Annotated in this window: 17 protein-coding genes; 6 read left to right on the forward strand and 11 right to left on the reverse strand. The window is 67.5% G+C overall.

Translation table 11 applies throughout. From position 1 onward, the window contains the following. The first annotated feature begins 160 nt into the window (after positions 1-160). From R3E10_09080 to R3E10_09090, 3 genes are read left to right on the forward strand one after another with little or no spacing between them, the layout of a single operon-like run. Positions 161-1,630, forward strand: a complete 1,470-nt coding sequence (locus tag R3E10_09080; protein ID MEZ4415898.1) for a thioredoxin family protein — start codon at positions 161-163, stop codon at positions 1,628-1,630. Next, on the forward strand, positions 1,627-2,151 hold the full coding sequence (locus tag R3E10_09085) for a UGSC family (seleno)protein (GenBank protein ID MEZ4415899.1): 525 nt from the start codon (positions 1,627-1,629) through the stop codon (positions 2,149-2,151). Before R3E10_09080 ends, R3E10_09085 begins: the two co-directional genes overlap by 4 nt. A gap of 54 nt (positions 2,152-2,205) precedes the next feature. Then, positions 2,206-4,119: a tetratricopeptide repeat protein gene (locus tag R3E10_09090; protein ID MEZ4415900.1), complete on the forward strand. Its 1,914-nt coding sequence runs from the start codon at positions 2,206-2,208 to the stop codon at positions 4,117-4,119. A 66-nt stretch (positions 4,120-4,185) separates the two neighbouring features. On the opposite strand, the gene R3E10_09095 is transcribed toward R3E10_09090, so the two are convergent. Further along, positions 4,186-5,001: a hypothetical protein gene (locus R3E10_09095; protein ID MEZ4415901.1), complete on the reverse strand. Its 816-nt coding sequence runs from the start codon at positions 4,999-5,001 to the stop codon at positions 4,186-4,188. On the opposite strand from R3E10_09095, the gene R3E10_09100 reads away from it, so the two are divergent. After that, positions 4,991-5,815: an alpha/beta hydrolase gene (locus tag R3E10_09100; protein ID MEZ4415902.1), complete on the forward strand. Its 825-nt coding sequence runs from the start codon at positions 4,991-4,993 to the stop codon at positions 5,813-5,815. The two genes, R3E10_09095 and R3E10_09100, sit on opposite strands and share 11 nt — an antisense overlap. 34 nt (positions 5,816-5,849) lie before the next feature. Here R3E10_09100 and R3E10_09105 read toward each other — a convergent pair whose 3' ends face one another. The 4 genes from R3E10_09105 to R3E10_09120 all read right to left on the reverse strand — a co-directional run bounded on the left by R3E10_09105 (position 5,850) and on the right by R3E10_09120 (position 12,673). Next, the gene (locus R3E10_09105; protein MEZ4415903.1) at positions 5,850-6,350 is read right to left on the reverse strand and encodes a hypothetical protein; all 501 of its coding nucleotides are present in this window, start codon (positions 6,348-6,350) and stop codon (positions 5,850-5,852) included. A gap of 19 nt (positions 6,351-6,369) precedes the next feature. Continuing rightward, complete coding sequence (locus R3E10_09110; protein ID MEZ4415904.1) at positions 6,370-7,719, reverse strand: SusD/RagB family nutrient-binding outer membrane lipoprotein; 1,350 nt, start codon at positions 7,717-7,719, stop codon at positions 6,370-6,372. A gap of 9 nt (positions 7,720-7,728) precedes the next feature. Then, positions 7,729-10,992, reverse strand: a complete 3,264-nt coding sequence (locus tag R3E10_09115) for a SusC/RagA family TonB-linked outer membrane protein (GenBank protein ID MEZ4415905.1) — start codon at positions 10,990-10,992, stop codon at positions 7,729-7,731. 586 nt (positions 10,993-11,578) lie between these two features. Next, a complete protein-coding gene (locus R3E10_09120; protein ID MEZ4415906.1) occupies positions 11,579-12,673 on the reverse strand; it encodes a N(4)-(beta-N-acetylglucosaminyl)-L-asparaginase in 1,095 nt (364 codons plus the stop codon). Positions 12,674-12,826: 153 nt separating this feature from the next. Here R3E10_09120 and R3E10_09125 point away from each other — a divergent pair, with 153 nt between their 5' ends. Next, positions 12,827-13,810: a hypothetical protein gene (locus R3E10_09125; GenBank protein MEZ4415907.1), complete on the forward strand. Its 984-nt coding sequence runs from the start codon at positions 12,827-12,829 to the stop codon at positions 13,808-13,810. A 7-nt stretch (positions 13,811-13,817) separates the two neighbouring features. On the opposite strand, the gene R3E10_09130 is transcribed toward R3E10_09125, so the two are convergent. After that, on the reverse strand, positions 13,818-15,047 hold the full coding sequence (locus R3E10_09130) for an aminotransferase class I/II-fold pyridoxal phosphate-dependent enzyme (GenBank protein MEZ4415908.1): 1,230 nt from the start codon (positions 15,045-15,047) through the stop codon (positions 13,818-13,820). A 90-nt stretch (positions 15,048-15,137) separates the two neighbouring features. On the opposite strand from R3E10_09130, the gene R3E10_09135 reads away from it, so the two are divergent. Then, positions 15,138-15,611 carry an Lrp/AsnC family transcriptional regulator gene (locus R3E10_09135; protein ID MEZ4415909.1) on the forward strand — a complete coding sequence of 158 codons (474 nt, stop codon included), beginning with the start codon at positions 15,138-15,140 and terminating at the stop codon, positions 15,609-15,611. Here the strand turns inward: R3E10_09135 and R3E10_09140 are convergent. The 5 genes from R3E10_09140 to R3E10_09160 form a co-directional block, all read right to left on the reverse strand. Beyond that, on the reverse strand, positions 15,596-17,956 hold the full coding sequence (locus R3E10_09140) for an alpha-amylase family glycosyl hydrolase (GenBank protein ID MEZ4415910.1): 2,361 nt from the start codon (positions 17,954-17,956) through the stop codon (positions 15,596-15,598). The genes R3E10_09135 and R3E10_09140 overlap by 16 nt on opposite strands. After that, positions 17,953-19,695, reverse strand: a complete 1,743-nt coding sequence (locus tag R3E10_09145) for an alpha-amylase family glycosyl hydrolase (protein ID MEZ4415911.1) — start codon at positions 19,693-19,695, stop codon at positions 17,953-17,955. The genes R3E10_09140 and R3E10_09145 overlap by 4 nt, the downstream gene beginning before the upstream one ends. A 10-nt stretch (positions 19,696-19,705) precedes the next feature. Beyond that, positions 19,706-21,193, reverse strand: coding sequence for an MFS transporter (locus R3E10_09150; GenBank protein MEZ4415912.1), 1,488 nt, complete (start codon positions 21,191-21,193; stop codon positions 19,706-19,708). A 127-nt stretch (positions 21,194-21,320) separates the two neighbouring features. Then, entirely contained in the window at positions 21,321-23,279 is a 1,959-nt protein-coding gene (locus R3E10_09155) for a 4-alpha-glucanotransferase (protein ID MEZ4415913.1), read from the reverse strand. A gap of 149 nt (positions 23,280-23,428) precedes the next feature. After that, the gene (locus R3E10_09160; GenBank protein MEZ4415914.1) at positions 23,429-24,523 is read right to left on the reverse strand and encodes an MBL fold metallo-hydrolase; all 1,095 of its coding nucleotides are present in this window, start codon (positions 24,521-24,523) and stop codon (positions 23,429-23,431) included. Positions 24,524-24,535 lie beyond the last annotated feature (12 nt).

The following is a 24,535-nucleotide window of genomic DNA, read 5'->3' on the forward strand; positions in this document are numbered from 1 at the left end:
CAAGCGGCCCAGCCCCGACCGGCGGCCCCGGCGGGGAAGCGGGGCCCGGGTGCTGGAGATACAGGCCTCCAGCAACCCGTGCGGGACGGGCGCGGGCGCGCGTCCACCCCTATGATTCGGAAGGTCTCGCCCATTGCGACGCTTTCTCGGACGCTCCTCGATGCGCGCTACCCCATCCGGTGCCCCACTCGCGTTGGCCGATGGCCTCCATGTCGCCTTGAAGGCCGACTGCCCCACCTGTCGGCTGGTCGTGCCCGTCCTGCGCGAGCTGGAAGAGGCCGGCACGCGCGTCCACGCCTGGTTCCAGGACGAAGGTGACTTCCTCCATGGACTCTCCGACGTCCGGGACGACTCGTCCCTGGAGACGTCTTTTCGCTTGGGCGTGCACACGGTGCCGACGGTGATCCGAGTGGAAGGGGGCAAGGAAACCGCACGCACCGAAGGATGGGTGAGGGAGGACTGGCGGACTCTGACGAGCTTGCCTGGCCTGGGCGCGGATCTTCGCGAGTGGCAAGCGGGCTGCGGCTCGCTCTCGGTCCTGCCCGGCGTCGCGGAGATCCTCACCGCCCGCTACGGCGACCCCGGGATCAAGAGCAGACCGGTGGAGGTGGATCGGTTCCAGGACCCGGTGGAGGTCTGCTACGACCGTGGCTGGAGCGACGGGCTCCCGGTGGTGCCACCGACCCCGGAGCGGATCCTGCGCATGCTGTCGGGCACGGTTCGAGAGCCCGGCGAGGTCATCGGGAGGATGCCACCGGATCTGGCGGAACTCACCGTGGAGAAGGTGGCCATCAACGCGGTGTTGGCGGGGTGTCGGCCGGAGTACCTCCCCCTGCTGCTCGGCATCGTGGAGACCGCGCTGGATCCACGGTTCACGCTGCACGGGGTCACCTGCACGACCTGCTTCTCGAGCCCGGTCATCGTCGTGAACGGGCCCGTTGCCCGCAGGCTCGGAATGAATCCCGGCATCGGCGCGCTGGGCCCCGGCAATCGAGCCACCGCAACGATCGGTCGAGCGCTGAACCTCATCGTTCGCAACGTGGGCGGGGGTCGACCCGGGGAGATCGACCGCTCCACGCTCGGCGCCCCCAGCAAGTTCACCTTCTGCTTCGCCGAGGACGAGTCGGATCCGGCGTGGGAGCCACTTTCCGTCGCGCGCGGCATCCCTCCCGGGAAGAGCGCGGTCACGCTGTTCCAGGGAGAGGGCATCCAGGGGGTCGTGGACCAACGCTCTCGCACTCCGGAAGAGCTGACGCGGTCGCTGGCGGCCAGCCTGCTTGCGGTCAACCACACCAAGCTCTGTCAGTGGGGGAACGCCATCCTCGTGCTGGCCCCCGAGCACTACGGGATCTTCAAAGCGGCGGGCTGGGACCGTGCGCGCATCACCGCCGAGCTCCAGGCGGCCACGACGCGCCCCGGCGCAGAGGTCGTGCGTGGAGCCGGAGGCATCGGCGAGGGCGTGCCGGCAGAGCGCGCGGGCGATCCCGCGATTCCCAAGTTCCATCCGAATGGGCTGCTGCTCGTTCGGGCAGGAGGCCCTGCCGGGCTCTACTCGGCAATCATCTCGGGCTGGATCGGCGGCCGCGCCGCCGACGAGTCGCAACCCGTGACACGGGAGATTCTGGCATGACGATTCTGCACGACCCCACCTCCGAACGTTCGCCGCTCATGCGCCCCCGCGTCGCACCGCCGTCCTCCTTGGACGGAAAGACCGTGGCCCTGTTCGATCTCGGAAAGATCCGGAGCGACGAATTCCTGGATCACCTTCAGGCGCGTCTCGTGGAGCGGGGCATCGACGTGATCCGGGCTTCCAAGCCGACCAACGCCAAACCCGCCGACCCCGACCTCGTACAGGATGTTGCGCGTCGCGCTCACGTGGTGGTGGAGGCGCTCGCCGACTGAGGGTCGTGCACATCGTGCGGTCTGCACGACATCAAGGCCTGGGACGACCTGGGCATCCCGGGCGTCCTGGTCGCGACGACCGAGTTCCGCGACGCGGCGGCGGCCCAGGCCCGGAGCCTGGGCTTCGAACCGGGCGTCTTATGGGTGGAGCATCCGGTCCAGAACCGGACGACAGAGGAGTTGAGGTCGATGGCGGACCGTGCGGTCCCTGGGCTGCTGGAGCTCATCACGGCCGGCTCGCTCGGCTAGATCGTGCTATAGTGGGAGGAGACTCGGACGTGGCCTGAACGCAATGAACCTCCTGTGACCAGGATCATCAAGCAATCCGCCTTCGGCCTGGCCGTGGCGCTGGTCTTCCTCCTCGTGATGGAAGGGCTCCTCTACCTCGCGGGCGTGAAGCCCCTCCAGGAGCGGTCCGATCCGCTGGTCGGGTTCGCCGGATACTCGCCACTCTTCGTCGAGGCGAGCACACCGGACGGTGAGCGCGTCTTCGAGACTGCGAGCACGAAGTTCAACTGGTTCAACCAGCAGCAGTTCCCAGTCCCCAAGGCGGCGGGGGTCCAGCGAGTCTTCTGTCTCGGAGGCTCCACGACCTACGGGCGGCCGTACGAGGACCGCACGTCCTTCTGTGGCTGGTTGCGCGCCTTCCTACCGGCCGTGGATCCAGGGAAGCGTTGGGAAGTCATCAACGCCGGCGGCATCAGCTACGCCAGCTACCGCGTCGTGCGCGTGATGGAGGAGCTGACTCGACACGAGCCCGACCTGTTCGTCATCTACACGGGCCACAACGAGTTTCTGGAGAAGCGCACCTACGACCGACTGCTGCAGACGCCCGAGTTCATGCGCGATCTGGCGTCGCTCGCCTCGCGGCTTCGCCTCTACAGCCTGCTTTCCGACATCGTCTATCCCCCGAAGGCGCAGCTCGGCACCGAGGTCGAGGCGGTGTTGGACAGATCCGTCGGGCCCGAGGACTATCACCGCGACGACGCCATGCGCGACGCGGTGCTGGAGCACTTTCAGATCAGCCTGCAGCGCATGGCCGACATCGGACAGCAGTCCGGGGCGGGGATCATCTTCGTTTCGCCCGCGTCGAACATCCGTGACTTTTCACCGTTCAAGTCCGAACCGAGCGCCGGCCTGGACGCAACCGAGGTTGTCCAGATCCGTCAGCTCAAAGCCTCCATCACGGAACAGGTGGACGCCCAGGAGTACCAGCGGGCCGCAGACCTCGCCACGGGCGGCCTCGCGATCGACCCGCGGGACGCCGATCTCCTGTTCCTCGAGGGCAGGGCGTTGCTCGCCCTGGGAGACACCAACGAGGCCCGCGGAGCGTTCATCCTGGCGCGGGACGAGGATGTCGCGCCGCTGCGGGCGCTCACACCGATTCCGGACATCGTTTCCGAGGTCGCGTCCCGGACCGCCAACGGCCTGGTGGACTTCGCAGGCATGGTCGAGCGGGCTGCACCGGACGGCATTCCCGGCGAGGAGAGCTTTCTCGATCATGTGCATCCGACGATCGAGGTCAACCGCAGGTTGGCGCTGGCGATCATCGATGAGATGGTGGAGATGGAGGTCGCCACCCCGGTTTCCAGTTGGAATGAGGCGGAGATCGCGAGCATCAGTGAGCGCGTGAACGGCAGCGTCGACGTGGAGGCGAATGTGACGGCGCTCACGAACCTGTCCCGTGTCCTGACCTGGGCCGGCAAGCAGGAAGAAGCGTTACGGCTCGCCGAACGTGCGACCGCGATCGTGCGGGACCCGCATACACTGTTTCAGATGGTGACGGTGTTGCAGCGCAGTGACCGTCTCGAGGAAGCTCTGCGCTATTCCGAGGAGGCGGCCCGCCTCATGCCGGAGGTCGCCAGCGTCCGCAAGACGAACGGGATCCTTCTCGCCGAGAACGGGCGCAACGACGAGGCCTTGCAGGAGCTGCAGGCGGCGGTCAAGCTCGACCCGACCATGGTCGACGTCCACTATCATCTGGGCCTGGTGCTCTCGGACCTCGGAGATGAAGCCCGCGCCGAGCGAGCCTACCGAAGGGCCATCGAGCTACAGCCCGCCAACTCCCACGCCCTGAACAATCTCGGAGTGCTGCTGGCGCGCCGCGGTGACGGCGAGGAGGCGATGCGCCTTTTTGAGCGCGCCGTGGAGGTGGACCCCGGCCACGAGGGAGCGGCGCGCAACCTGCAGCGGGCCAGGCGCATGATCGGTCGCTGACCGGATCGGGCAGCGGATGAAGGGTTCCGGCCGCGCCACCCGGAGGATCGGGACGCTGGCGCGCCCTCAGTCGCTGTCGGCCGCGCCCCGCCGGTCCCCGCTGGGCCGAGCAACGCCCAGATAGACCGCTCCGGCCTCGATGTGCGTCGACTTCGGGACCACGCACAGCGCGCCCACCTGGGCACCGTCGCCGATCGTCACACCGATGCCCACCACACTGCCGTTCCCGATGGTCACATCGCGACCGATGGTGGTGCGCGCGGTATGCACGGCGCCACGCTCCACCCAGTGTCCCCCCATGTGTACGTCGGAGCCGATCACGGTTCCCTCGCCGATGCTGAGCAACGAGTGATCGACGATCGAGAGGGTGTTGACGTACACCCGGCGTCCGATGCGGGCGCCGTTCAGCCGGAGGTAGAACGTCCACACCGGGCTGGCCCGCCACACCGCCCCGGCGAAGAGGCGGGTGAAGTGTTGAAGCACCATGCCCCGAGCCCAGTCGAGGAGAGGCCAGCTCAGCTCTGCCAGAGGCAGGCTCACGTTGGGAGGCGTGCGCCACCCCAGGGCGCGGGTGGCCAGCGCCGACCACACCATCAGGCCGAGCGTGAACAGCAGGAAGGCGGGCACCGCGATCAGCGCCAGGACCAGAGCCCGCTCGTAGGGGCTGCCGACGGTCTGCTCCAGGGCAAAGACCCCGATCATTCCGGGCAACGCCAGCGCGAGCGCCACCACCAGCGTCTCGACCGCCAGGACGGACACGAACGTCCAGGCAACGCGAGAAACGCGCGCCACGCCGCCGCCAGGAGCCCGGCCCGCCGCGGCCAGAGGCTCGGACGCGGATCTCCCGACGCCTCGCTCGGTATTCTGCCCCATGTCCGACATGTCACCCTCGGGCAGTGGGGGAGCGCCTCCGGAACGCGATTCGGACGTGCCGACCTACGATCCCCGCATAGAGATCGTGGGGAAAGGGCCGCCGCTTGTCTACGTCCCGGGCATCGACGGCACCGGTCTGCTGTTCTATCGGCAGACACCGGCCTTGGCGGAGCGCCACACGGTGCTCACCTACCGCCTCAGGGACGGGGCGCAGGAGATGGACACGCTGATCCAGGACCTGGACACCGTGTTGGAGCACCTGCCGGCCGGGCGCCCCCCCATCCTGGTGGGAGAGTCGTTCGGCGGCACCCTCTCTCTCAGCTACGCGCTGGCTCGGCCCGGGCGGGTCTCCGGCTTGGTGATCCTGAACTCCTTTCCGTACTTCCGCCCACAATACCGGCTGCGGCTGGCGGTGCGGGCGCTGGGCTTGATCTCCTGGCAGACCATGGCGGTGGTGCGGAGGCTCACGGCGTTCCGCATGCACTCCCCACACACGCACCGCCACGAGATCCAGCGCTTTCTCGAGCTCACGGAGGAAACCACGCGTGAGGGGTACGTGAATCGCCTGCGCGTCTTGATGCGCTACGACGTACGCGACCGTCTTCCCCACTTGGACGTGCCCACGCTGTTCCTGGCCGCCGACCGGGACCACCTGGTTCCCTCCGTTGCGCAGGCGCGTCTGATGCACCGGCTGACGCCGGGCTCATCGCTGCGCATCCTGGAGGGACACGGCCACGTCTGCCTGATCGCTCCCGGCGTCGACGTCGCAGCCCTGATCGACGAGTGGGCGCGGGGGACACCAACGCGCCACTGCCCCATCTGAGAAGGGGCGTGCTTCCTCCCCGGAGCTACGCGGGTCACCGCGTCTGCCCGCCGCTGTTGCCTCCACCGTCCCCGAACCCACCGATGCCGATGGCATCGAAGGCCAGATAGGTCCCGAGGACGCCTCCCGCCACCAACGCCAACGTACGTGGCAGCGAGAGGCGTCGCTGCTCTACGGCACTCAACACGTCGGCCGGAATCTCCACCGTCCATCCCTCTCCGCCCATCTCGTAACCGGTCGATTGCAACAGCCACCGCGCGGACACTGCCATGCCGTCGACGTCGTCCCAACGGATGAGTTCCCCGTCGAGCAACGTCACGTCGCGCGCCGTCACCTGCCGCAGCTCGACATCGAGTGGGCTGGACAGGTGCGCACGAACCAGAGCTCCTCTCGGGACCGGTTCCGCCACGGGCACGTAGTGGTAGCAGCCCGTCAGCGCCCACACGGCCAGCATCCACGCGAGAGCCGCGCGCCGGAGTGCGCCGTAGGGGCCGCACTCCGGACGCTCCGAATGGGAGGCTTGGGGACCTCTCATCCTTCGATCCACCACCCGACTAGGTGCAGGGGTTGGGATCATTGGCGTTGCGCTGCGGCTGTTGTGCCGGGGCGGGGATGTTCGGGTTCGTCTGACGCTCGGTCAGTCCGTAGAACAGCCTTCCCGGCACTCCCCCCGCCCGCGGCACGAAGCCGGGCCTGCACGTCCGCTTGTAGTCGTTCCACACTTCGGCGTTCAGGAAGAGCGCCGTGTACTTCTGCTCCATGATGCGGTCGAATAGCTCCGGCCCGCCGGCTGCCTGCAGGGTGGTGGCGATCCCGGACAGATCCACCGACCACTCAGACTCTTGACACGCAAGCCCCGCCAACGCGGCGCCGCGTGCACCCGCTTCATCCCCCAGCCGGTAACTCGCCTCAGCCTCGATGAAGCGCGCCTCGGCGCAGGTCACGAAGGGGAAGCTGAAGTCCCTCGCGCCGAAGCCCGTCTCGGAGAGGCTGGACACCCGGGGCTGGTAGGCCCCATCCACCTGCGCGAAGTAGAGACTCAGGCGCGGATCCTGATTCGCGGTCATTAGCGGAATCAGATAGTCGCCGCCCGAAATGTACCCCGATCGGTCACGCATGAACTGGAACCAGAGGTTCTGTTCGGGCGCCGCGGTGCTGTGGATGGCCCGCCAGTTCCGGTTGGGGTCGTCGATGCCCAGGCGGGCCGCAGTCAGTGCGGCCTGGTACATCGCCGCTCCCCCCAGCTCTGCCTGGTGCATCAGGAAGCGTGCCTTCAACGTGTAGGCGATCTGGAGCCAGGCGTCCGCATCGCCTCCGAAGTTGAGATCGGAGCCTCCCGGACCCGTGCCCTCACCGCTGGAGATGTCCGCGATCGCGGCATCCAACATCTGGCCGACGCTCGCGTAGACCTGGCTCTGATCGTCGAGCGCTGGCGTCGCCACACCGGGGTCGGCGGCCTGCGAGAAGGGAATGTCTCCCCACACGCTGGCAGCCATGCCGACCAGATACGCCTCATGGATCTTGAGGATCCCGGCGTACACCCTGCGTCCGCCGTCCTCGGCCAGTGCGACGGCCCGCTTCAGATCCACCAGGCCGCCCCCCGTGTAGACGGAGGAGAACTCGCCGTCGGCATCGCCCTCCGTGAGAACGTACTGATCCAACGTCGCGAACTGACGGTCGGTTCCTGCCATCTGTTGCGTCCAGATCGCCGCCAGACGTCCAACTTGGCTCTCCGAGAAGTAGAAGGTGTTGACCTGAATCCCCGCGAAGAGCTGGTCGATCGTCGCGTCGGGGACGGCGTTGGGATCCACGGTCGTCGATTGAATGAAGTCACAACTGGGCAGCATGCTCGCCAGAACCATCAGCGACGCCATGCGACCTGCGATCCCTCGGTTCATGTTCATCGATCCCTCCTACCGGTTCACGGTCAGGTTGACGACCCATGACCGGGTTTGGGGATTGTTGAAGTAGTCGATCCCGCGACCCAGCGTCTGACCCCAGAGGTTCGACTCGGGGTCGATACCGGAGTAGTTCGTGTGCGTCCAGAGGTTGCGGCCGGCAACGGCCAGCGTGAGGCTGCTGAGACCGAGGCGGTCCAGCACCTCGCCCTGGTTGAACGTGTAGGACACCTGCACTTCCCGCAGCTTGCCAAAGCCGCCGTCTTCGACGAACTGGCTGCTGGGCCCGGTGAAGCCACTTCCGATCCCGCCCCAGAACCAGCTGTTCCAATCCAGATTGACGGACTGCCCGGCTCCCGGCCCATGCACGCGCTCGTTCGGATAGTAGGTCTGACCGAAGACCTCGCTCTTGCCCTGCCCGTGATAGGGTTCGGTGTCCTTGTGCGTGCCGAAGAAGAAGAGCGCACCCTTGGTGCCGTTCCATACGTCGCCACCATACTTGATGTCCAACAGGCCGCTCACCGTCAGGTTCTTCCGGAACGTCACCGAGGAGCGGATGCTTCCGGTCCAGTCCGGATTCGGGTCTCCGATGACGCGATTCTGCTCATCGTACTGCGGGAATCCGTCCTCTCCGATGAACAGGTCACCCGTCCGCCAACCCGGGTAGGCAGTGTCGATGTCGACACCGTCCACGGTGGACCCGCGTCCGAAGCGAATGAAGTCGTCCCCGTAGAACACGCCGAACGGATGGCAGGTGGTGATGTTGCCGTTGGCATCGCGGTCCGGTCGGATCACCGACGCGACTGCGCCCGTGAATCCGGCCAGGCCGAACTGCTCGGATCCGGCCAGATCCTTCACACAGCTCCGGTTCCTGGCCCACTGGGCGCCGACACTCCAGCTGAAATCACTGTTGTCCAGCACCCTCAGGTCCGCCGTGGCCTCCCAACCCCAGTTCTCGAACCGACCAGCGTTGGCGAACTTGGACGTGTAACCCGTGCTCGGTGGGATGCTCACCGGCAGGATGGCGTCGGTGGTGTTCTGGCGGTAGTAGGTGAGCCCCAGCGCCAGGCGATTGCTCCACAGCGCCAGGTCGCCGCCCGCTTCGAACTCGGACGTCCGCTCGGGCTTGATGTCGGCGTTCCCCAGGGTCGCCTGCGAGATCACCCCCTCCAGACCCGAGTAGATGGTCTGCAGCCCGTTGGGGCTCAGCCACCCGTCGGTGATCGTCCCGGTCGTGTAGGCGCTCACGTTCGAGTACGGGTCCGGCTGCTTGCCGGCCACGCCGTAGGCCACACGCAGCTTCCCGAACGACACCGGTGCCCGGTGCGACACATACTGCGTAAAGTCCCAGGCCACGCTGGCCTTGGGGTAGAAGAAGCGCTGATCCTGGCCCCCGAAGGTCGACGATCCGTCCAGGCGTACACCGCCGGTCACGAAGATCTGGTCGTAGAGGTCTACAGACCCTTGGGCGAAGTACCCGTCCGTGCGGATCTTCGAGAAGAACTCGTCGGGGATCCGGTCCACCGTAAAGTCGAGCTGATCGGTCCCCAGGATCAGGTTCTGTCCGTTGACCTGATAGCGCTTGAATTCGCGGTGGTTGAGGTTCTGCCCCACCGAGAGCGACGTGGTCAGGTAGTCGGTGAACTGGTGCTCCGCTGTCGCGACCAGATTATGGTCCACTTGGAAGCTGTTCAGATCCGCCCGGATGATGCGACCGTCCGGGAAGTCGGAGGAACTCTTGGGGAAGACCGTCAGGCGGTCGTCGTTCGAGTAGTCGGCGCCCAGCGCATACTTGACCGTGAGCCAGTTGAACGGCGTGTAGGTGACATTGACGTCGCCGAACGTCCGCCCCACCTCGGATGTGTTCGGAATCTCGTTCGCTACCCAGAAGGGATTGTCGTAGCCTCTGCCCTGCGTGACCGACGTCGGGTTCGGGCGCCGATAGCTGCGGTGCAGCCCGTCTTCCGTCAAGTAGGGTAGGTTGTTGAAATCAGGAGGCGTACGTAACGCACCCAGCTGAATACCGGAGATGTTCGATCCCTGCTGGATCAGGTCACCCCGGGAATCGGTGTAGGCGAAGTTCGCACCGATCTTGAGATCGTCTCGGAACTGGTGACTCCCCACTAGGCGGACGGTGGTACGGTCGTAGTTCGAGTTGCCCTTGATCACACCACCGTGGTCGGTGCGTCCAAGCGAGAGGAAGTACTGCGTGGTCTCACTTCCGCCGGACCAGCTCATGTACTGGTCGTAGCGCGTCCCGGTCTGATAGATCTCGCCTGCATGATCGAACGTCGGAACGCCCGCACCCAACTCTGCGCCCCAGCTGGTGGGGCAGCGGTCCTGAGGAAGGCCGTAGACGTCGATGCAGGCGTCGTTGGTAGTGCCCCCCACGTCTGGCAGGTCGATCAGCCCCTGGCCGAAGCGGGTCTGCAGCGGCACCTCCTTGTTTACCTGATCGAATGACGCGGAGATGCGGTACTGCACATTGTTGGTTCCGGCCTTGCCGGACTTGGTCGTGATCAGCACTACGCCGTTGGCCGCGCGCGATCCATAGATGGCCGAGGCAGATGCCCCCTTGAGGATCTGGATACTCTCGATGTCGGCAGGGTTGATGTCGGCCGCTCGGTTCTGCTCCACCGTACCGGCCGCGTTGGTCTCGATGCTATAGGAGCTGTTGTCGACCGGAACGCCATCCACCACGATGAGGGGCTGGCCGTCTCCCAACAGCGAATTGGCACCTCGGATGCGGACGTAGGCACCCGCTCCGGGATCACCCGCCGAACTGGTGACCTCGACGTTGGGCGCCTTCCCGGCCAGGGCCGTGACGATGTTGACTTCCTGAGCGCGCTCGATGTCCTCAGCGCGCACGGTGTTGATGGTCGTGGCCAGTTTCTGCCGAGCGCGCTGGGTGCCTGCACCTGTCACCACCAGCTCCTGCAGGCGGAGCGGGTCGACGTTCAAGGTGAAGTCCAGGCTCTGCGTGCCGGGCTGCAAGGTCACCGTATGGCTCTGTGAGGTCCAGCCGATCAGACTGGCCGTGACCTGCACGGTCTGCCCCGTGACGCGGGCGGCCGGGATGATGATGAGGAACCGCCCTTCATTGTTGGTGAGGGAGCCGAGATTCAGGCCCTCGACCAAGACACTGGCCGAGGCGAGAGGCTCGCCGGTCGAGGCGCTGACCCTCCCAGTGAGCGTCGTCGGCTGTTGCGCGAGGACGCTCCCCGAGGGGAGTGCCAGGAACATGGCGAGAACAGCGGAACGGACCCATAACCGCAGCATGGGGACCACCCCTTCCGGTCGTCGACCGGCTGCTCGAGGTTGATTGTTGTGAGAAGCCTGCCGGGGGAAATTGGACCCTACGGACTACACGCTTCCGTACCGATCGGGGAGATCTCGACGGAGGGTGCGGGGAGACTTCTGACGGTCTTGGCGGGAAAGATGCGCGCCGGCCGGGCTTCGGCCTCATCCGGGCACCTTGAAGGTGCCGGTGGTAGCGCATCGCCAAAACCGGGCGATTGAAGGCCAAATCGGCGCTCGACCGTACCATAGAGCCCCTGCCAACCGGCCAGTGTCATAGGCGGGGGACACCTCTGGCCGGCCCCAGCGGACCTTGACGACGAATCTCGCTACTCTCGCGGTCGCCGTGAAGTGGGTGTGCTGCGGAAATGCTCGCATCGTTAAGCAATGGGCCGCGAGCAGACCCTTCTCAACGCGAAACTAGGGGGCCCTGCCTGCGATCGACACCGACCGCGCCGCAAGGATTGAGGAGCGACGAAAACGAAGTGTCCCGTTTCGGGGACGTTTCTTACACGCGGACCGCGTCGGTCACGGGAGTCCGCAACAGACATGGAGGATCTGAAGCCCCCTATCCGGCCGGATAGAGAATGCTGCCCCGCACCACTTCGATGGAGCCTCCCTGCGCCACCGTCATCCCCGGCTCGCGACGGGTCTGCGACTGCGCACAGCCGACCTCGCCATCCTTGTTGATGGCCACGAACTTCTCACCGGGCATGTAGTCGATCCCCACCGCCCGGTAGCGCTCGGCGATCATGTGGAGCGCGTCCTCGCACGCCTCCTGCGGGCTGCGACCGTCCCGCATCCGCATCACGATGAAATAGGATGCGCACGACTTGATCACGTCCTCGCCGCGCCCGGTGGCGCCTGCGGCACCCACCAGATTGTCGACGTACAGGCCGGCGCCGATGATGGGCGAGTCGCCGATGCGACCCGGCACCTTCCACGACATGCCGCTGGTCGTGGTGATGCCGGCCACGTCGCCGTTGGCATCGACGGCCAGCACGTTCGTGGTGCCGTGGTGTGTCTCCATGGGACCGTAGGGGTCGAAGCGCCCCGACGCCCCGGCGTCCTGCGATCCTCCGGTGCGTCGGCCACGCATGTGGTCGGGTGGTCCCCAGTCGTCGTTCTCGCTGTGCTGTTCCCTCCAACGCAGCCACATCTCCCGTGACTTTTCCGTCATCAGGTCCTCTTCGGGGAAGCCGAAGGACTTGGCGAAGGCCAGAGCACCAGGACCGACCAGCATCACGTGGTCGGTGCGCTCCATGACCAGGCGCGCCACCGACGACGGGGTCTTGATGTTCTCGATGGAGGCCACCGACCCGGCGCTGTAGGTCTTGCCGTCCATGATGGAGGCGTCGAGCTGCACCACGCCGTTCTCGTTGGGCAGGCCCCCGTAGCCCACGCTGGTGTCCTCTGGATCGACCTCGATCACATTGGCGCCCCGTTCCACCGCATCCAGCGCCGAGCCGCCGTTCCCCAGGATGCCCCACGCCTCCACCATGGCTTGGCGGCCGGTGGCGTTGTCGTGGCTGGTGATCACGATCGGCGTGCCGACCCGCCGCGCGTGGACGCCGGCTTCCTCGGGAAGGCGTCCGAGGGTGAGGGCGCCCGCGCCGATGCCGGCGGAGCGAGTGACGAAGTCGCGGCGGGACAGACGGGACATGGGAACGTCTCCAGGATGCTTCGCTGCCAACGGGCCAACGGAAGGGCCAACGTCGACACCGGGCCCGCCCACCGCAAGCGGCCCCGGGCGGCAGCCGGTGCAGCTCGGGCCCGAAGCGGCGGGGCCAGCACGAAAGCTGCAGTCCAACTGCCCATGCCAAGACACATCCCGCTCTTCGCGCTCATGCTCGCTTGCTTCCCCGCCTGCTCCGGCGCGCCGGCTGCACCGGAGGACTCCGGCGAGGAAGGGGTGGTCCTGCTGGACGAGCTGTCCGGGCGGCGTCCCTTCCCCGCCGACAACTGGTGGAACCGCGACCTCTCCACCGCACCGGTCGACCCGCGCTCCGGCGCCTTCATCCAGTTCATCGGTCCCGACCGCGGCCTGCACCCGGACTTCGGACCGCCGCCCTATGGCATCCCCTACGTCGCGGTGGACGGAGAGCAGCCGCTGGTTCCCGTCACGTTCACGCTCTACGGCGACGAAAGCGACGAAGGTGCCCCGGGTCGGCCGTTGGGCTATCCGATCCCGTCCGTCGCCCGCACCGAGGCGAACCACGTCGAAGGCGCTGCGCCCGGAGGCGGGGACGAGGGCGACCGGCATCTGCTGATCGTCGACCGCGACCGCTGGCTGTTGTTCGAGACCTGGGCCACACGCTGGAACGCGTCGGCCGGGCGCTGGGAGGCGGGCTCAGGCGCCGTCTTCGATCTTGGCCGCAACGATCGGCGCCCGGAGGGGTGGACGTCCGCCGATGCTGCCGGCCTCGCCATCTTCCCGGGGCTGGTCAAGGCGCACGAGGCGATGGGAAGCGAAGAGATTGAGCACGCCTTCCGCGTCACGGTGCGGTCGACCAACGGCTACGTCTGGCCTGCGTCGCACGCCGCCGGCTCCAACCCGCTCGCTCTGCCCATGGGAGCGCGCCTGCGTCTCAAACCCAGCGTCGATCTCTCCGGGTATGCGCCGGAGGTCCAGCGCATCTTCCGGGCGATGCAACGCTACGGGCTGATCGTCGCAGACAACGGCAGCGACCTCTACGTACAGGGCACCATGGACGCGCGCTGGAACAACGACGTGTTGAACCCGGCGTTCGCCAGCCTGCGGGCGCGCGACTTCGAGGTGATCGAGCTGGGCTGGCGCTGAGTCCCGCTCACACGCCGGCCAGCACACGTTCTGCGCGGTCCACACCCACTTCGCGCGCGGCTTCGAGTCCTGCGGCGAGATCCGCCCACAGGTCTTCAACATCTTCCAGACCGACGGAAAGGCGTAGCAGGTCGTCCGGGATCCCTGCAGCCGCACGGTCGTCCGCATCCATGGCGCGGTGTGTGAAGTCTGCCGGAACCTGGATCAGCGTCTCCACCGAACCCAGACTCACCGCAGGGGTGATGACGCGCAGGCCACCGAGCAGCCCCTGAGCCGCCGCAGATCCGCCGCGCACACGGAAGGCGATCATCGTGCCGGGCCCACGCATCTGACGCGCCACGATCCCGGCGTGGCCGGCGTTGGCCGCCAGTCCCGGGTAGCGAACCTCCAGCACGTCAGGATGGGCGCGCAGCCGTTCGGCGAGCGTCATTGCGGAACGCTGCTGCGTCAGCACGCGCGTCGGGAGTGTGGCCAGGCCGCGGTGGAGCAGGTAGCCGGCCTGCGGATGCAGCACCGCTCCGGTCGCGATCCGTACCTGCCGCAGACGCCGCACCCACGCGTCCGGTCCCGCCACGACGCCACCCAGCGCGTCCGAGTGCCCGCCGATGAACTTGGTGGCGCTGTGCAGAACCAGCGTCGCGCCGTGCGCGATCGGGTTCTGGAGCACTGGCGTAGCGAAGGTGGAGTCGATCAACACCGGCACGTCGCCGGCATCCCGCACCAGCGCCTCGATATCGACCAGATCCAGGGTGGGATTGCCTGGGGTCTCCGCGATCACCAGGACCGTATCCGCCTCGATCGCCTCAGCCACCGCCTCGGGTGTCGCCCAGGTGATCCGCAGCCCGAGCAGTCCGCTGGAGAGCAGGTGGTCGGTCCCGCCGTAGAGCGGCCGCACCGCCACCACGTGGTTCCCCTGGCCCGCCACTCGCGCCGCCAGCAGGACCGCAGTCATGGCCGCCATCCCCGACGCGAACGCCACTGCTCCATCCGCGCCCTCCAGGCGGGCCAGCCCACGCTCGAAGGCTGCGACGGTGGGGTTGTGGAGCCGCGCATAGATCGGCGACCCGTCCAACTCCTCGCCCGCCACCCATCCGTCCATCAGGGCGGGCCCGTCCGGCCCGATCGGCAGGCGGTAGGTGGTGGACAGGTCGATCGGGGGCACCATTCCCGCCCCGAGGCCCTTCGGGTCCCAGGCACCGTGGACGGCGGCGGTGGCGAACCTCGTTCTGGCACGCATGGAAGGCCTCCTTGTTCTGAGTTACAGCACAAGGATGGTATTATCTTCTACTCACTTTCAAGTTGACCGCATTAAATTCGGAATCAAACCATGGAAACACCCCTGGACCGAACGGATCGGCGCCTGATCGAGCTCCTGGTGCAGAATGCCCGGCTCTCCAACCGGGACCTGGCCGAGCGCGTGGGCCTATCCCCGTCCGCCTGTCTGGAGCGCGTACGGCGGCTCTTCGACCGCGGCGTCCTCACCGGAGCCCACGCGGTCGTCGACCCGGGGGCGCTGGGTGTGGGCGTTCAGGCCGTGGTGGCGGTACGGCTGGCCCGCCACACGCGCGAGCTGGTGGAGGCCTTCCGCCAACACACCATCGCGCTCCCCGAGGTGCGGGCGCTCTACCACGTCACGGGCGAGCACGACTTCCTGATGCACGTGGCCACGCGGGACATCCAACATCTGAGGGACTTCACGATGGATGCGCTCACCACCCAGCACGGCGTGGCCCATCTGGAGTCGTTCGTGGTGTTCGCGGCGCAGACGAAGCCCGGCTGGCCGGACTATCTGGAGGACTGAGAGGCCTCGCGGACCCAGAGCAAGAAGGCGCCGGCCGGTACGGAGATCTCGTGACTCCCTCCGGCGAGGCGCGACAGGCTTCCCGCCACGCCGTGCTCCACGTCGACCCGTTCGGCGTCGGCCACCTGACGCCACGCACCCTCGCCGACGTCGACGCGCACCCGCACCGCCTCGTCTCCGTTGTTCACCAGGACGAGGACCTGCTCGCCCACGACGTAGCCGAGCACATGGGGATCGTCGGCTGTGATCCAGCGATAGTGCCCCTCGGGAACGTGCGGCACCCGGAAGACGGACCCGTGGGAGGAGCGACGTAGCGCCAACAGCCCCTTCCAATAGTCCCGCATCGCAGCCTGTGGGGAACCGGGGGCCAGGGTCTCCCACAGGAAGCGGTTGGGCGCCCGCAGGTTGTACGTATCGTCCCGGCCCTTGAAGTGGACGGTGCCGCCCACCGCCTCCACCTCTCGGGCCTCGAGCGGCGCCAGCCCCTTGGAACGCAACATCTCCGTCCCCCCGTGCAGCACCACCGGCCCTGCCGAGGTCAGCAGCAATCCGGCGGCCCGACGCACGGCGCCCAGGTCCACGCCGTTCCGCCCATCGTGGTCTTCGCTGGCGTATCGATCGGTCAGCGCCCAGTTGTCATGGATGTCGACGTAGGCGATGCCGGACGTGGTGCGAGGCTCTTCCGGGTAGTCGTTGGCGAGGGCCCGCATGGCCGCGTCGCGCGCGTCCGCATCCCCCCCGGCCCAGCCCCGGTCTTCGACGTCGAAGGGCGATCCCTGAATCGCGTTGCGGGCGTCGTCCTGGAAGAAGGTGATGGGCGCATCGGCCTTGTACCACGCCCAGTCGGGGTTGGCGCGCACGTCCGGGTCACTCGGTGCGATCCACGGCTCTCCGTACAGGATCAGATCGGAGGGAAGCTCGGCTTTGATCCAGCCCAAGGTCTGGCGATCGATCTGACCGGCCAGATCGATGCGGAACCCGTCGACGCCGAGCACCTCGACCCAATGGCGGAGCTGATCCAGCATCCAGCGCTGCACCATCGGCCGTTCCTCGGACTTCACTTCGTTGCCGAAGGGCCCGATGTGTTGGAGGCGTTCGTCGGTCCGGTAGTAGTAGGGGAGATCCAGAGCGTTGAAATTGAGCAGCAAGTGGCGCCCATCCATGTTCTCCCCGGTGTGGTTCGGGACCACATCGATGACCACGGCAATGCCCCGGTCATGGAAGGCGCGCACCAACGCTTTGAAGTACTCTCGCTCGGAGCCTGGCTCCGCACCGCGAGGCCGAAAGCGGCTCTCGACCGCGAACGCGTGGGTGGTGCGGTATCCCCACTGGTAGTTCTCGCGGTCGATCCCCATCGTGCGTGCGAAGTCGTCCTCCGCGAACGCCGCTCTCCAGGCCTCGTCCGGATAGTGCAGGTACTCCTGAACCGGCATGAGGTGCACCACGTTGACGCCGAGCTCGACCAGGTGGTCGAATCCCACCGGCTCTCCGTGCTGGTTGACGAGTCCAGCGCGCGCGAACGCCGCGAGCGTGCCTCGGTCTTCGAGGGCCACCGGCAGCAGATCGGTGAAGTCCTGCACGTGCACTTCGTAGGCGACCACGTCCTCCATGGCGGGGCGGCCGCCACGGACCGGCGGGGGCGGCGGTCCGTCGCGCCAGATCCTCGACTTCCCCTGGGCATCGTCGTTGACCAGCGCATAGGGGTCGGAGATGTGCACGGGATGGGTCTCGTAGAACCAGTTGCCCGGGTCGTCCGGACCGTGCACGGTGAAATCGTACCAGGAGCCGTGCAGATCCCCGTCCAGAGTGGCTTCCCAGACGCCGTCCGGATCACGCACCATCCCCACCACCTGGAACGCCTCCTCCGGGGCGTCGTCCTTGGCGCGATAGAGGAACAGCCGCACCGCCGTCGCTCGCGGGGCGAAGATCCGCACGTCGGTGCGGGCTCCGTCCTCGGCAACGAGCGCGCCCAGCGGCTTGGCCGAGTACAGGGCGCGGAAGAGCGGATCGCGCCGTACCAACGCCGCGAGCTCGAGCGAGGGAACCTCCACGTAGTGGACGCGCATTGGATCGAACGGTGCGGCAGGCACCAACAGTACCGCGTCGGCCGTGTTGGGCAGCAGCGCCTCGATCACCAGGGGCCGTCCTCGCCCATCCGTGAGTCGGACCTCGCGCGGGTCGCTGACGGGCGCCACCCCCACGAACGAGAGGCGGATGGCCCGCCCTCCTTCGACCTCGGCGCGGAGACGGGGGCCCGCGGGTGCCTCCTGTCCATGCGTGCCTTCGGGCAGGAGACCCGCGATCAGGAGGACGGCGGTACGGCGGACGACGACCGCCGCTCTCACCGGGGCTCTCCCAGCAGGACGATCCCGAACGCGCTCTCCACGGTGACGACCCCGGCACGCACCGGGCCCGTCCAGCCGGAATAGGCATCTTCGAGCACCGTGCCGTCCTCGAACACGCCGAACACCGGGATCGTCTTCACGCCGGGTGCCGCAGCGAGTGCCACCAACACCCGGTCCGCACCCTGGGGGCGCTCCAAGGTACGGCTGAAGATGTACGGGTCCGTTTGATGCGAGCGATGCAGTCCGCTCCCCACCGCCGGGTGTGCGGCGCGGAACCGTCCGAGCTTCTGCCAGTGGTCCAGGATCTCACGCGTGCGGACGTCGCCACCGTCGATGGCGTCCCACTCCATCGGCGAACGCAGGTTCGCGTCGCCTTGCGCACCCGCGACCTGCAGCGGTCGCGCCACCTCGTCGCCGTAGTAGATCTGCGCACCACCGGGTGAAAGCAGGAGGCGCGTGCCCGCCCCCAGCGGATCTCGCCGCTCCAGGTCGTAGGGCTCCCCGTCGTCGTGGGAGCTCACGTAGTTCAGGATCGCCGAGCCCTCCACGGCTCCCTCGCTCAGCGCCCTGGAGTAGCGGCTGAACAGGTCGTCGATCGGTCCCGTCGCGGCCCGCTTGAATCCGAAGTTGATCAGGGCATCGTATCCGAACTCGAAGTAATCGACGCGTCGATCTCCGAAGTCGTACTCCGCTCCGCCGTCGACATCGTAGCCGTAGACCTCACCCACCATGAAGAAGGGCAGATCGTCGCCGGCAGCTTCGGGATGGGCAGCCCGCCACTCCGCCAGCGCCGTTTCGGCTTCGCGCGCCAGCTCGGCGCTGATCCGCTCCTCGAAGTGCTTGGCGGTATCCACCCGGTACCCGTCGATCCCGAGCTCCCGCACCCAATCGGTGAGCCACTTGATGAGGTAGTAGCGGGGCGCTCGGGCATACCCCGTGCGCTGGAAGAACGCGTCGAGCTCGGCCCGCTCCTCGGCGAGCCGTCCTTCCTGCTCCCACTTGGCCACCAGCAGCGGCGGCAGCTCCACGGGCTCGTCGCGATCGGTACGAACGTCCGGGAGATTGTCTACCAGCGTGCACTCGACCGTGGTCACGTAGTTCGTGTACACACAGCGGGGACCCGTGCGCACCCACTCGTCCGGCCACTGTGGATCGAGGGGCGTCACCGGGCCCGTGTGGTTGATCACGGCGTCCATGAGCACCCGCATGCCATGCCTGTGCGCCGCGTCGATCAGCGCACGTAGATCCTCGACGCTGCCCAGGGCAGGTTCGACCGCGGTCCAATCCCGCGCCCAATAGCCATGGAAGCCGTAACTCTGTCCGGTGCCTTCGTCGACGCTTCCGTGGATCTGCTCCACGAAGGGCGTCATCCAGAGGGCCGTGACGCCGAGGGCGTCGAAATAGCCTTCCTCGATCTTCTCGAGGACACCGCGGAAGTCCCCGCCCAGGAAGCTTCGCAGGGGCGCTCCATCCCGGGCGCGCCCCAGTGCGAAGTCGTTGGACGGGTCCCCGTTCCTGAACCGATCCGTGAGGAGGAAGTAGACGGTGGCGCTGTTCCAGAACTCGGGCTCCGAGGGAGCGACAGCCGCCGACGTGGGAGGCTCGTCTGCCGCAGCGTCGCCTGCGGGAGTCGCCTCCGCGCGGCACCCGAACCCGGTGACCGTGCTCAGTGCCAGCGTGAGCGCCACCCGTGTTGCGCCCCACTGGGTTCGTCCAGTCCTGCGCGCGCGCCAGTCCATCGTCACCTCCTCACCTCGCACTGGCAGCCGCCACATCGTCGTGATCGTCGACCCGCATCGTCAGGAGGGCCGCCAAGACCAAGGAGGCTCCACCCACCAACAGCGCGTAGATGGCTTCACCGCCGAACAAGCGCCCGATCAGGAAGCCGAGTACTGAAGCCGCCACGATCTGAGGGATCACGATGAAGAAATTGAAGACACCCATGTAGTACCCCATCTTCGAGGGTGGCAGCGACCCGGTCAGGATCGCGTAGGGCATCGACAGGATGCTCGCCCAGGCGATGCCGACGCCGACCATGGACCCGAGCAACAGCGTCGGGTCCGAGATCAGGAAGACCGAGAGGAGCCCCAGCGCTCCGCATACCAGACAGACCGCGTGTGCCGCCCGGCGACTGGTGCGGCGGGCCAACGCCGGAATCAGGAAGGCCACCAGGGCGGCGATGCCGTTGTAGGTGGCAAAGCAGACACCCACCCAGTTGGCCCCCTCGTTGTACAGCGCCGAGGTGGGGTCGGACGCGCCGTAGATGTGGCTGGTCACGGCCGCGGTCGTGTAGATCCACATGGCGAAGAGGGCGAACCAGCTGAAGAACTGGACCCAGGCCAGCTGCTTCATGGTGCGCGGCATGTCCTGGAAGTCGTTGAGGATGGTCACGAAGCCGTTCTGGGACCGTCCCGCGCGTTGCAGCGCCCCCGACACCATGAGCAGGGCGCCTACCACGATGAGGCCGGAAGACAGCACCATGACCTCATGGATGGATCGGCTCGCCAGCCAGAGCGTGAACAACGTCCCCACCACGGCCAGCGTGGCACCCCACGCCACCTGACGCCCCCCGTTCTCGGCCAGCTGCGCGGGGGAACGGATGTCCTTGATGAACGCTTCTCGCGACTGGTTCTCTTCGAACGACGCCATCTCGTCGGGCGAATACTCGAAGGAGCGCAGGACCGTCCACAACACCGCCACGAAGAAGACCGCTGCGCCCAGATAGAAGGACAGCCGCACGGAGTCCGGAATCACACCGGCGGGGGCTTCGTTGCTCACGCCGAACTGTTCCGTCAGGAGCCAGGGAAGAATGGAGGCCACCACCGCGCCGGTGCCGATGAAGAAGCTCTGCATGGCGAAGCCGGTGGTGCGCTGCTCGGAGGGGAGGTTATCCCCTACGAACGCGCGGAAGGGCTCCATCGAAACGTTGATGGAGGCATCCATGATCCAGAGCATCCCCGCCGCGATCCACAGCACGGGCGAGTTCGGCATCAGGATCAAGGCGATGGTGGCCAGGATGGCTCCGCCCAGGAAGAAGGGACGGCGCCGGCCCAGCCGGTTCCAGGTGCGGTCGCTCAGATAGCCGACAACCGGCTGGACCAGCAGTCCGGTCACGGGCGCCGCGATCCAGAGAATCGGAATGTCCTCGACGCTGGCCCCCAGCGTCTCGAAGATCCGGCTCACGTTGGCGTTCTGCAGCGCGAACCCGAACTGGATCCCCAGGAACCCGAAGCTCATGTTCCAGATGTCCCAGAACGAGAGGCGCGGCTTGCGCTTGAGGGTCTCCGCCGCGGCCCGTGCAGGACCGCGGTCCCGGTCGTGGGGCGTCGCTGCTCCCGAGAGCTCGGATGACATACGATCTCGCTCAGTCAGAGGGGGAGGGATCCGCGGAGGCGGCCTGACGTGCGGCCTGGAGGCGGCGCAGCCGCTCCGCCACCTCGACGTCGGCCATGACATCGTCCAGCAGCCGCGACATGGGTCGCTGCCAGTTGGGGCGCTCTGAAGAGCGGGTCCCGGGTAGATTCACCTGTTCGGACTCCAGCCATAGATCCTCGAGCCAGGGAACCACCAGTGGGCTGGACGAGCGCCCGAGCCAGTCCAGCAGGGCGCCCAACAGCGTGGGGAGATCGTCCGGGTCGCGGAGCAGCAGCTCTGCCAGGCGGCGTGCCCCGGCCGTGCGCGCTTCCCGTTCGCCCGGCGCCGCATCCTCGCGCAGGAGCCCGCAGCGCACCCGCTCGTCAATGTCGATCCCAGCGATCCATCCCGCCAACGTGGGCGTGTCGTGCGTGCCGATCAGGGCCATCTGCTGTTCGCTGGGTGACTGCGGCGCGTCACCCATGGCCTCGAATTCCGCCAGGTACATCCCCCAGATCCGGTGGCGTGGAAGCGCCTCGCCGATCTCGGGAGGCACCGTCCCGAGATTCTCGCCCACGATCTCGCACCGGTGTCGATGCGATTCCAGCGTGAGGATTCCGAACAGCTCTTCTGCCGGATACGTCACGTAGGTCCCCTCGTGCAACCCGAACCCGTGCGGAATCCAGTAGAGCCGGGTCCAGGCCATGATGTGATCGATACGGAGCACCCCGGCCAGGCTGGCTTGATGAGCGATGGACGCGGCCAGATAGCGATGCCCCTCGACGCGCGAGGCTGCCGGCAGCACGGGAGAGAAGCCCCAGTCCTGACCCGAAGGAAAGCCCCGGTCGGGAGGCGCGCCCACCGACATGCCTTCCGCGAAGAGCGGCTGGCGGGACCACGGATCGTATCCGTCGGGATGCACGCCCACCGCCAGGTCGAGGCCCAGACGCACACCGTCGTTCTCCAACCGGTGGCGCAGACCGTCCAGCTGGCCACGCACCAGCGATTGCGCCACCAGATGAAAGCGTTCCTCTTCGAGGTCCACGTCCCCGTCGGAAAGCCGCCCCGCCCGGGGGCCCGAGGGCCAGTCCCTCCAGTTGCGGCCCCAGCGCGCCTGCGCGCCCCGGAAGCGCGCGTAGCGCAGCAACTCCGCATCGAGTGCGGCCCGGTCCGGAACCGGGAGCGTTCGTAGCGCCGCCCGCACTTCCTCATCGGCGCGGGAGACGTCCAGCACGCCGGGGGCTTTCGTGGGACGATGGCCGCCGCCCAGATCGAGGATGAGCTCCGACCAGAACAGACGACTCACCGGGCTATAGGGGCTGGGCTCGGCGGGCGCGCCGTTGAACGTGGGCAGCAGCGGCAGCACCGTGACCAGGTCTCCCCCGTGCGCACCTACCCACCGGCACAAGCGCTCGAGGTCTGCGAGATCCGCCAGACTTCTGCTGCGACGGGAGCGCAGCGCCGCCAGCTGCGTGCCCACGCCCCAACTGTGCCCGTCCCGGTCGCGACGGAACGCCAGCGTTGGAGCCGCGATCACGTTGGCGCTTTCGACGTGGGACCCCGATTCCACGGTCAAGCGGTGGTAGCCGAAGGGCAGCGGCGCGTCGGTGGTCAGGACGCCCTCGGCCACCGACAACGAGATCACTCCATCGCCTTCGAGGTGCACCTCGGCCCGCACCGGACCGGCCGCGGCCCAGTGCACGCGGGGTAAGGTGCCATCCCACGCCACCAACACCGGGGGGAGCGCAGTCGTCCGTACCGCCTCCTGGTGGGCGCGTAGCGCGTCGGGCGCATCGGACGCGCGCGCGATCGCGGCACCGAGCGCGGCGCAGACACGCACCAGGGTGTCTGGCGCCACCTCGACGGGCCGGTCGAGACCGTCGAAATAGTGTGTCTTGACGCCGTAGGCAGCAGCGAGCTCGGCGAGCGCGGCACGCTCACGTTCAGGGGAAACAACGGGAGAACCCACGACCAGACGCCCCGACGAAGGAAGTGATGCACCAGGCGCCGCAGAATGCGTCCCCGGGGAAGGCACGCGCAACGTGATGCGGCGGATCGGCACTTCCGGTCGGCGCAGTGCCAGAGCAACGGCCCGCTACGTCGCGGGCGAGCAAGGTCCTAGAGCAAACCCGCCGCTCCCGCGCGCCGCTCGTTGGCCCGTTGCTCCAGGACGCCCCGCACGAAGTCGATCAAGGCCTCCCTGCCCACTCCCGGGAACGCCGCGGCGTGGGCATCGAGGTCGAGCGCCAGCAGCGCCTCGTCCACCGGCTGGTCGGAGGTCCAGACCCGCTCCAGCACGGTGCAGGCTGCGTCCAGGAACGCCCGCTGTCCGTTCAACAGCGAACGGTCCGCCGGCACCGGGCCGTGGCCCGGAAGTGGAAGGAGGTCATCCAGATGGTCCAACACTTCGCGCGTCCCGCCCACGGTACCATCCCCGAACCAGGGAAGTCCTTGCTCGATCACATCGCCCACCGCCATGACCCCCGCGCCCGGGAGGCGCACGATCAGGTCTCCGTCCGTGTGCGCAGGGCCGGGATGCCGGACCTCCACCATCCCCTCCCAACCCGGCGGACTCCAGGCGTCCTGCACCTCGAGGGTTGGAGCCGTCACTCGCACCGCGCCCAGGTCCTGGACGCGAACCTGATCCCGGTCCAGCACGTCTTCGACCTGTTGGCGGTCCGCCTCGCTCAACGCCCTGCCGTCGTCCGTCTCCCCGTTGGTCAACCAGCGCTGCAGCCGCTCCGAGCGGGCCGTCAGCCGGTCGATCTCTTCTTGGAAGCGTGCCTCCCCGTCCTCGCGTATGCGCCGCGCTGCGTTCGCCTGGGCGACGATCTGCACGTTCGGGAACGAGTCCGCGAACACCTGGTTCCCACCCATGTGATCCCAGTGCCAGTGGCTGTTGACCACCCAACGGACCGGTAGGTCCGTGCGCGCGCGGATCTCCCGCAACAGATCCAGGGCGGCACGGGGCGTGTCCCGCGTGTCGACGACCAGGACTCCGTCCGAACCAATGACGATCAGGGAGGTCGCATACTGTGAATAGGGCACGCCTTCCTGCACGACGCTCGCGAGGACGCCCGGTCGCCACTCCTCGATGCGCCAGATCCCGGTGGGATCCTGCGCGACCAGGGGCGTGGACGCCGCAGCCAGGGGCCAGAGCGCGGCCGCCGCAAGCGAGCGAAGCCGTTCCACGCTGCGTCGTCGCGCGACCATTCTCCCTCCGCT

This window comes from Gemmatimonadota bacterium (genome assembly GCA_041390105.1).
GTDB lineage: Bacteria > Gemmatimonadota > Gemmatimonadetes > Longimicrobiales > Gaopeijiaceae > JAGQIF01.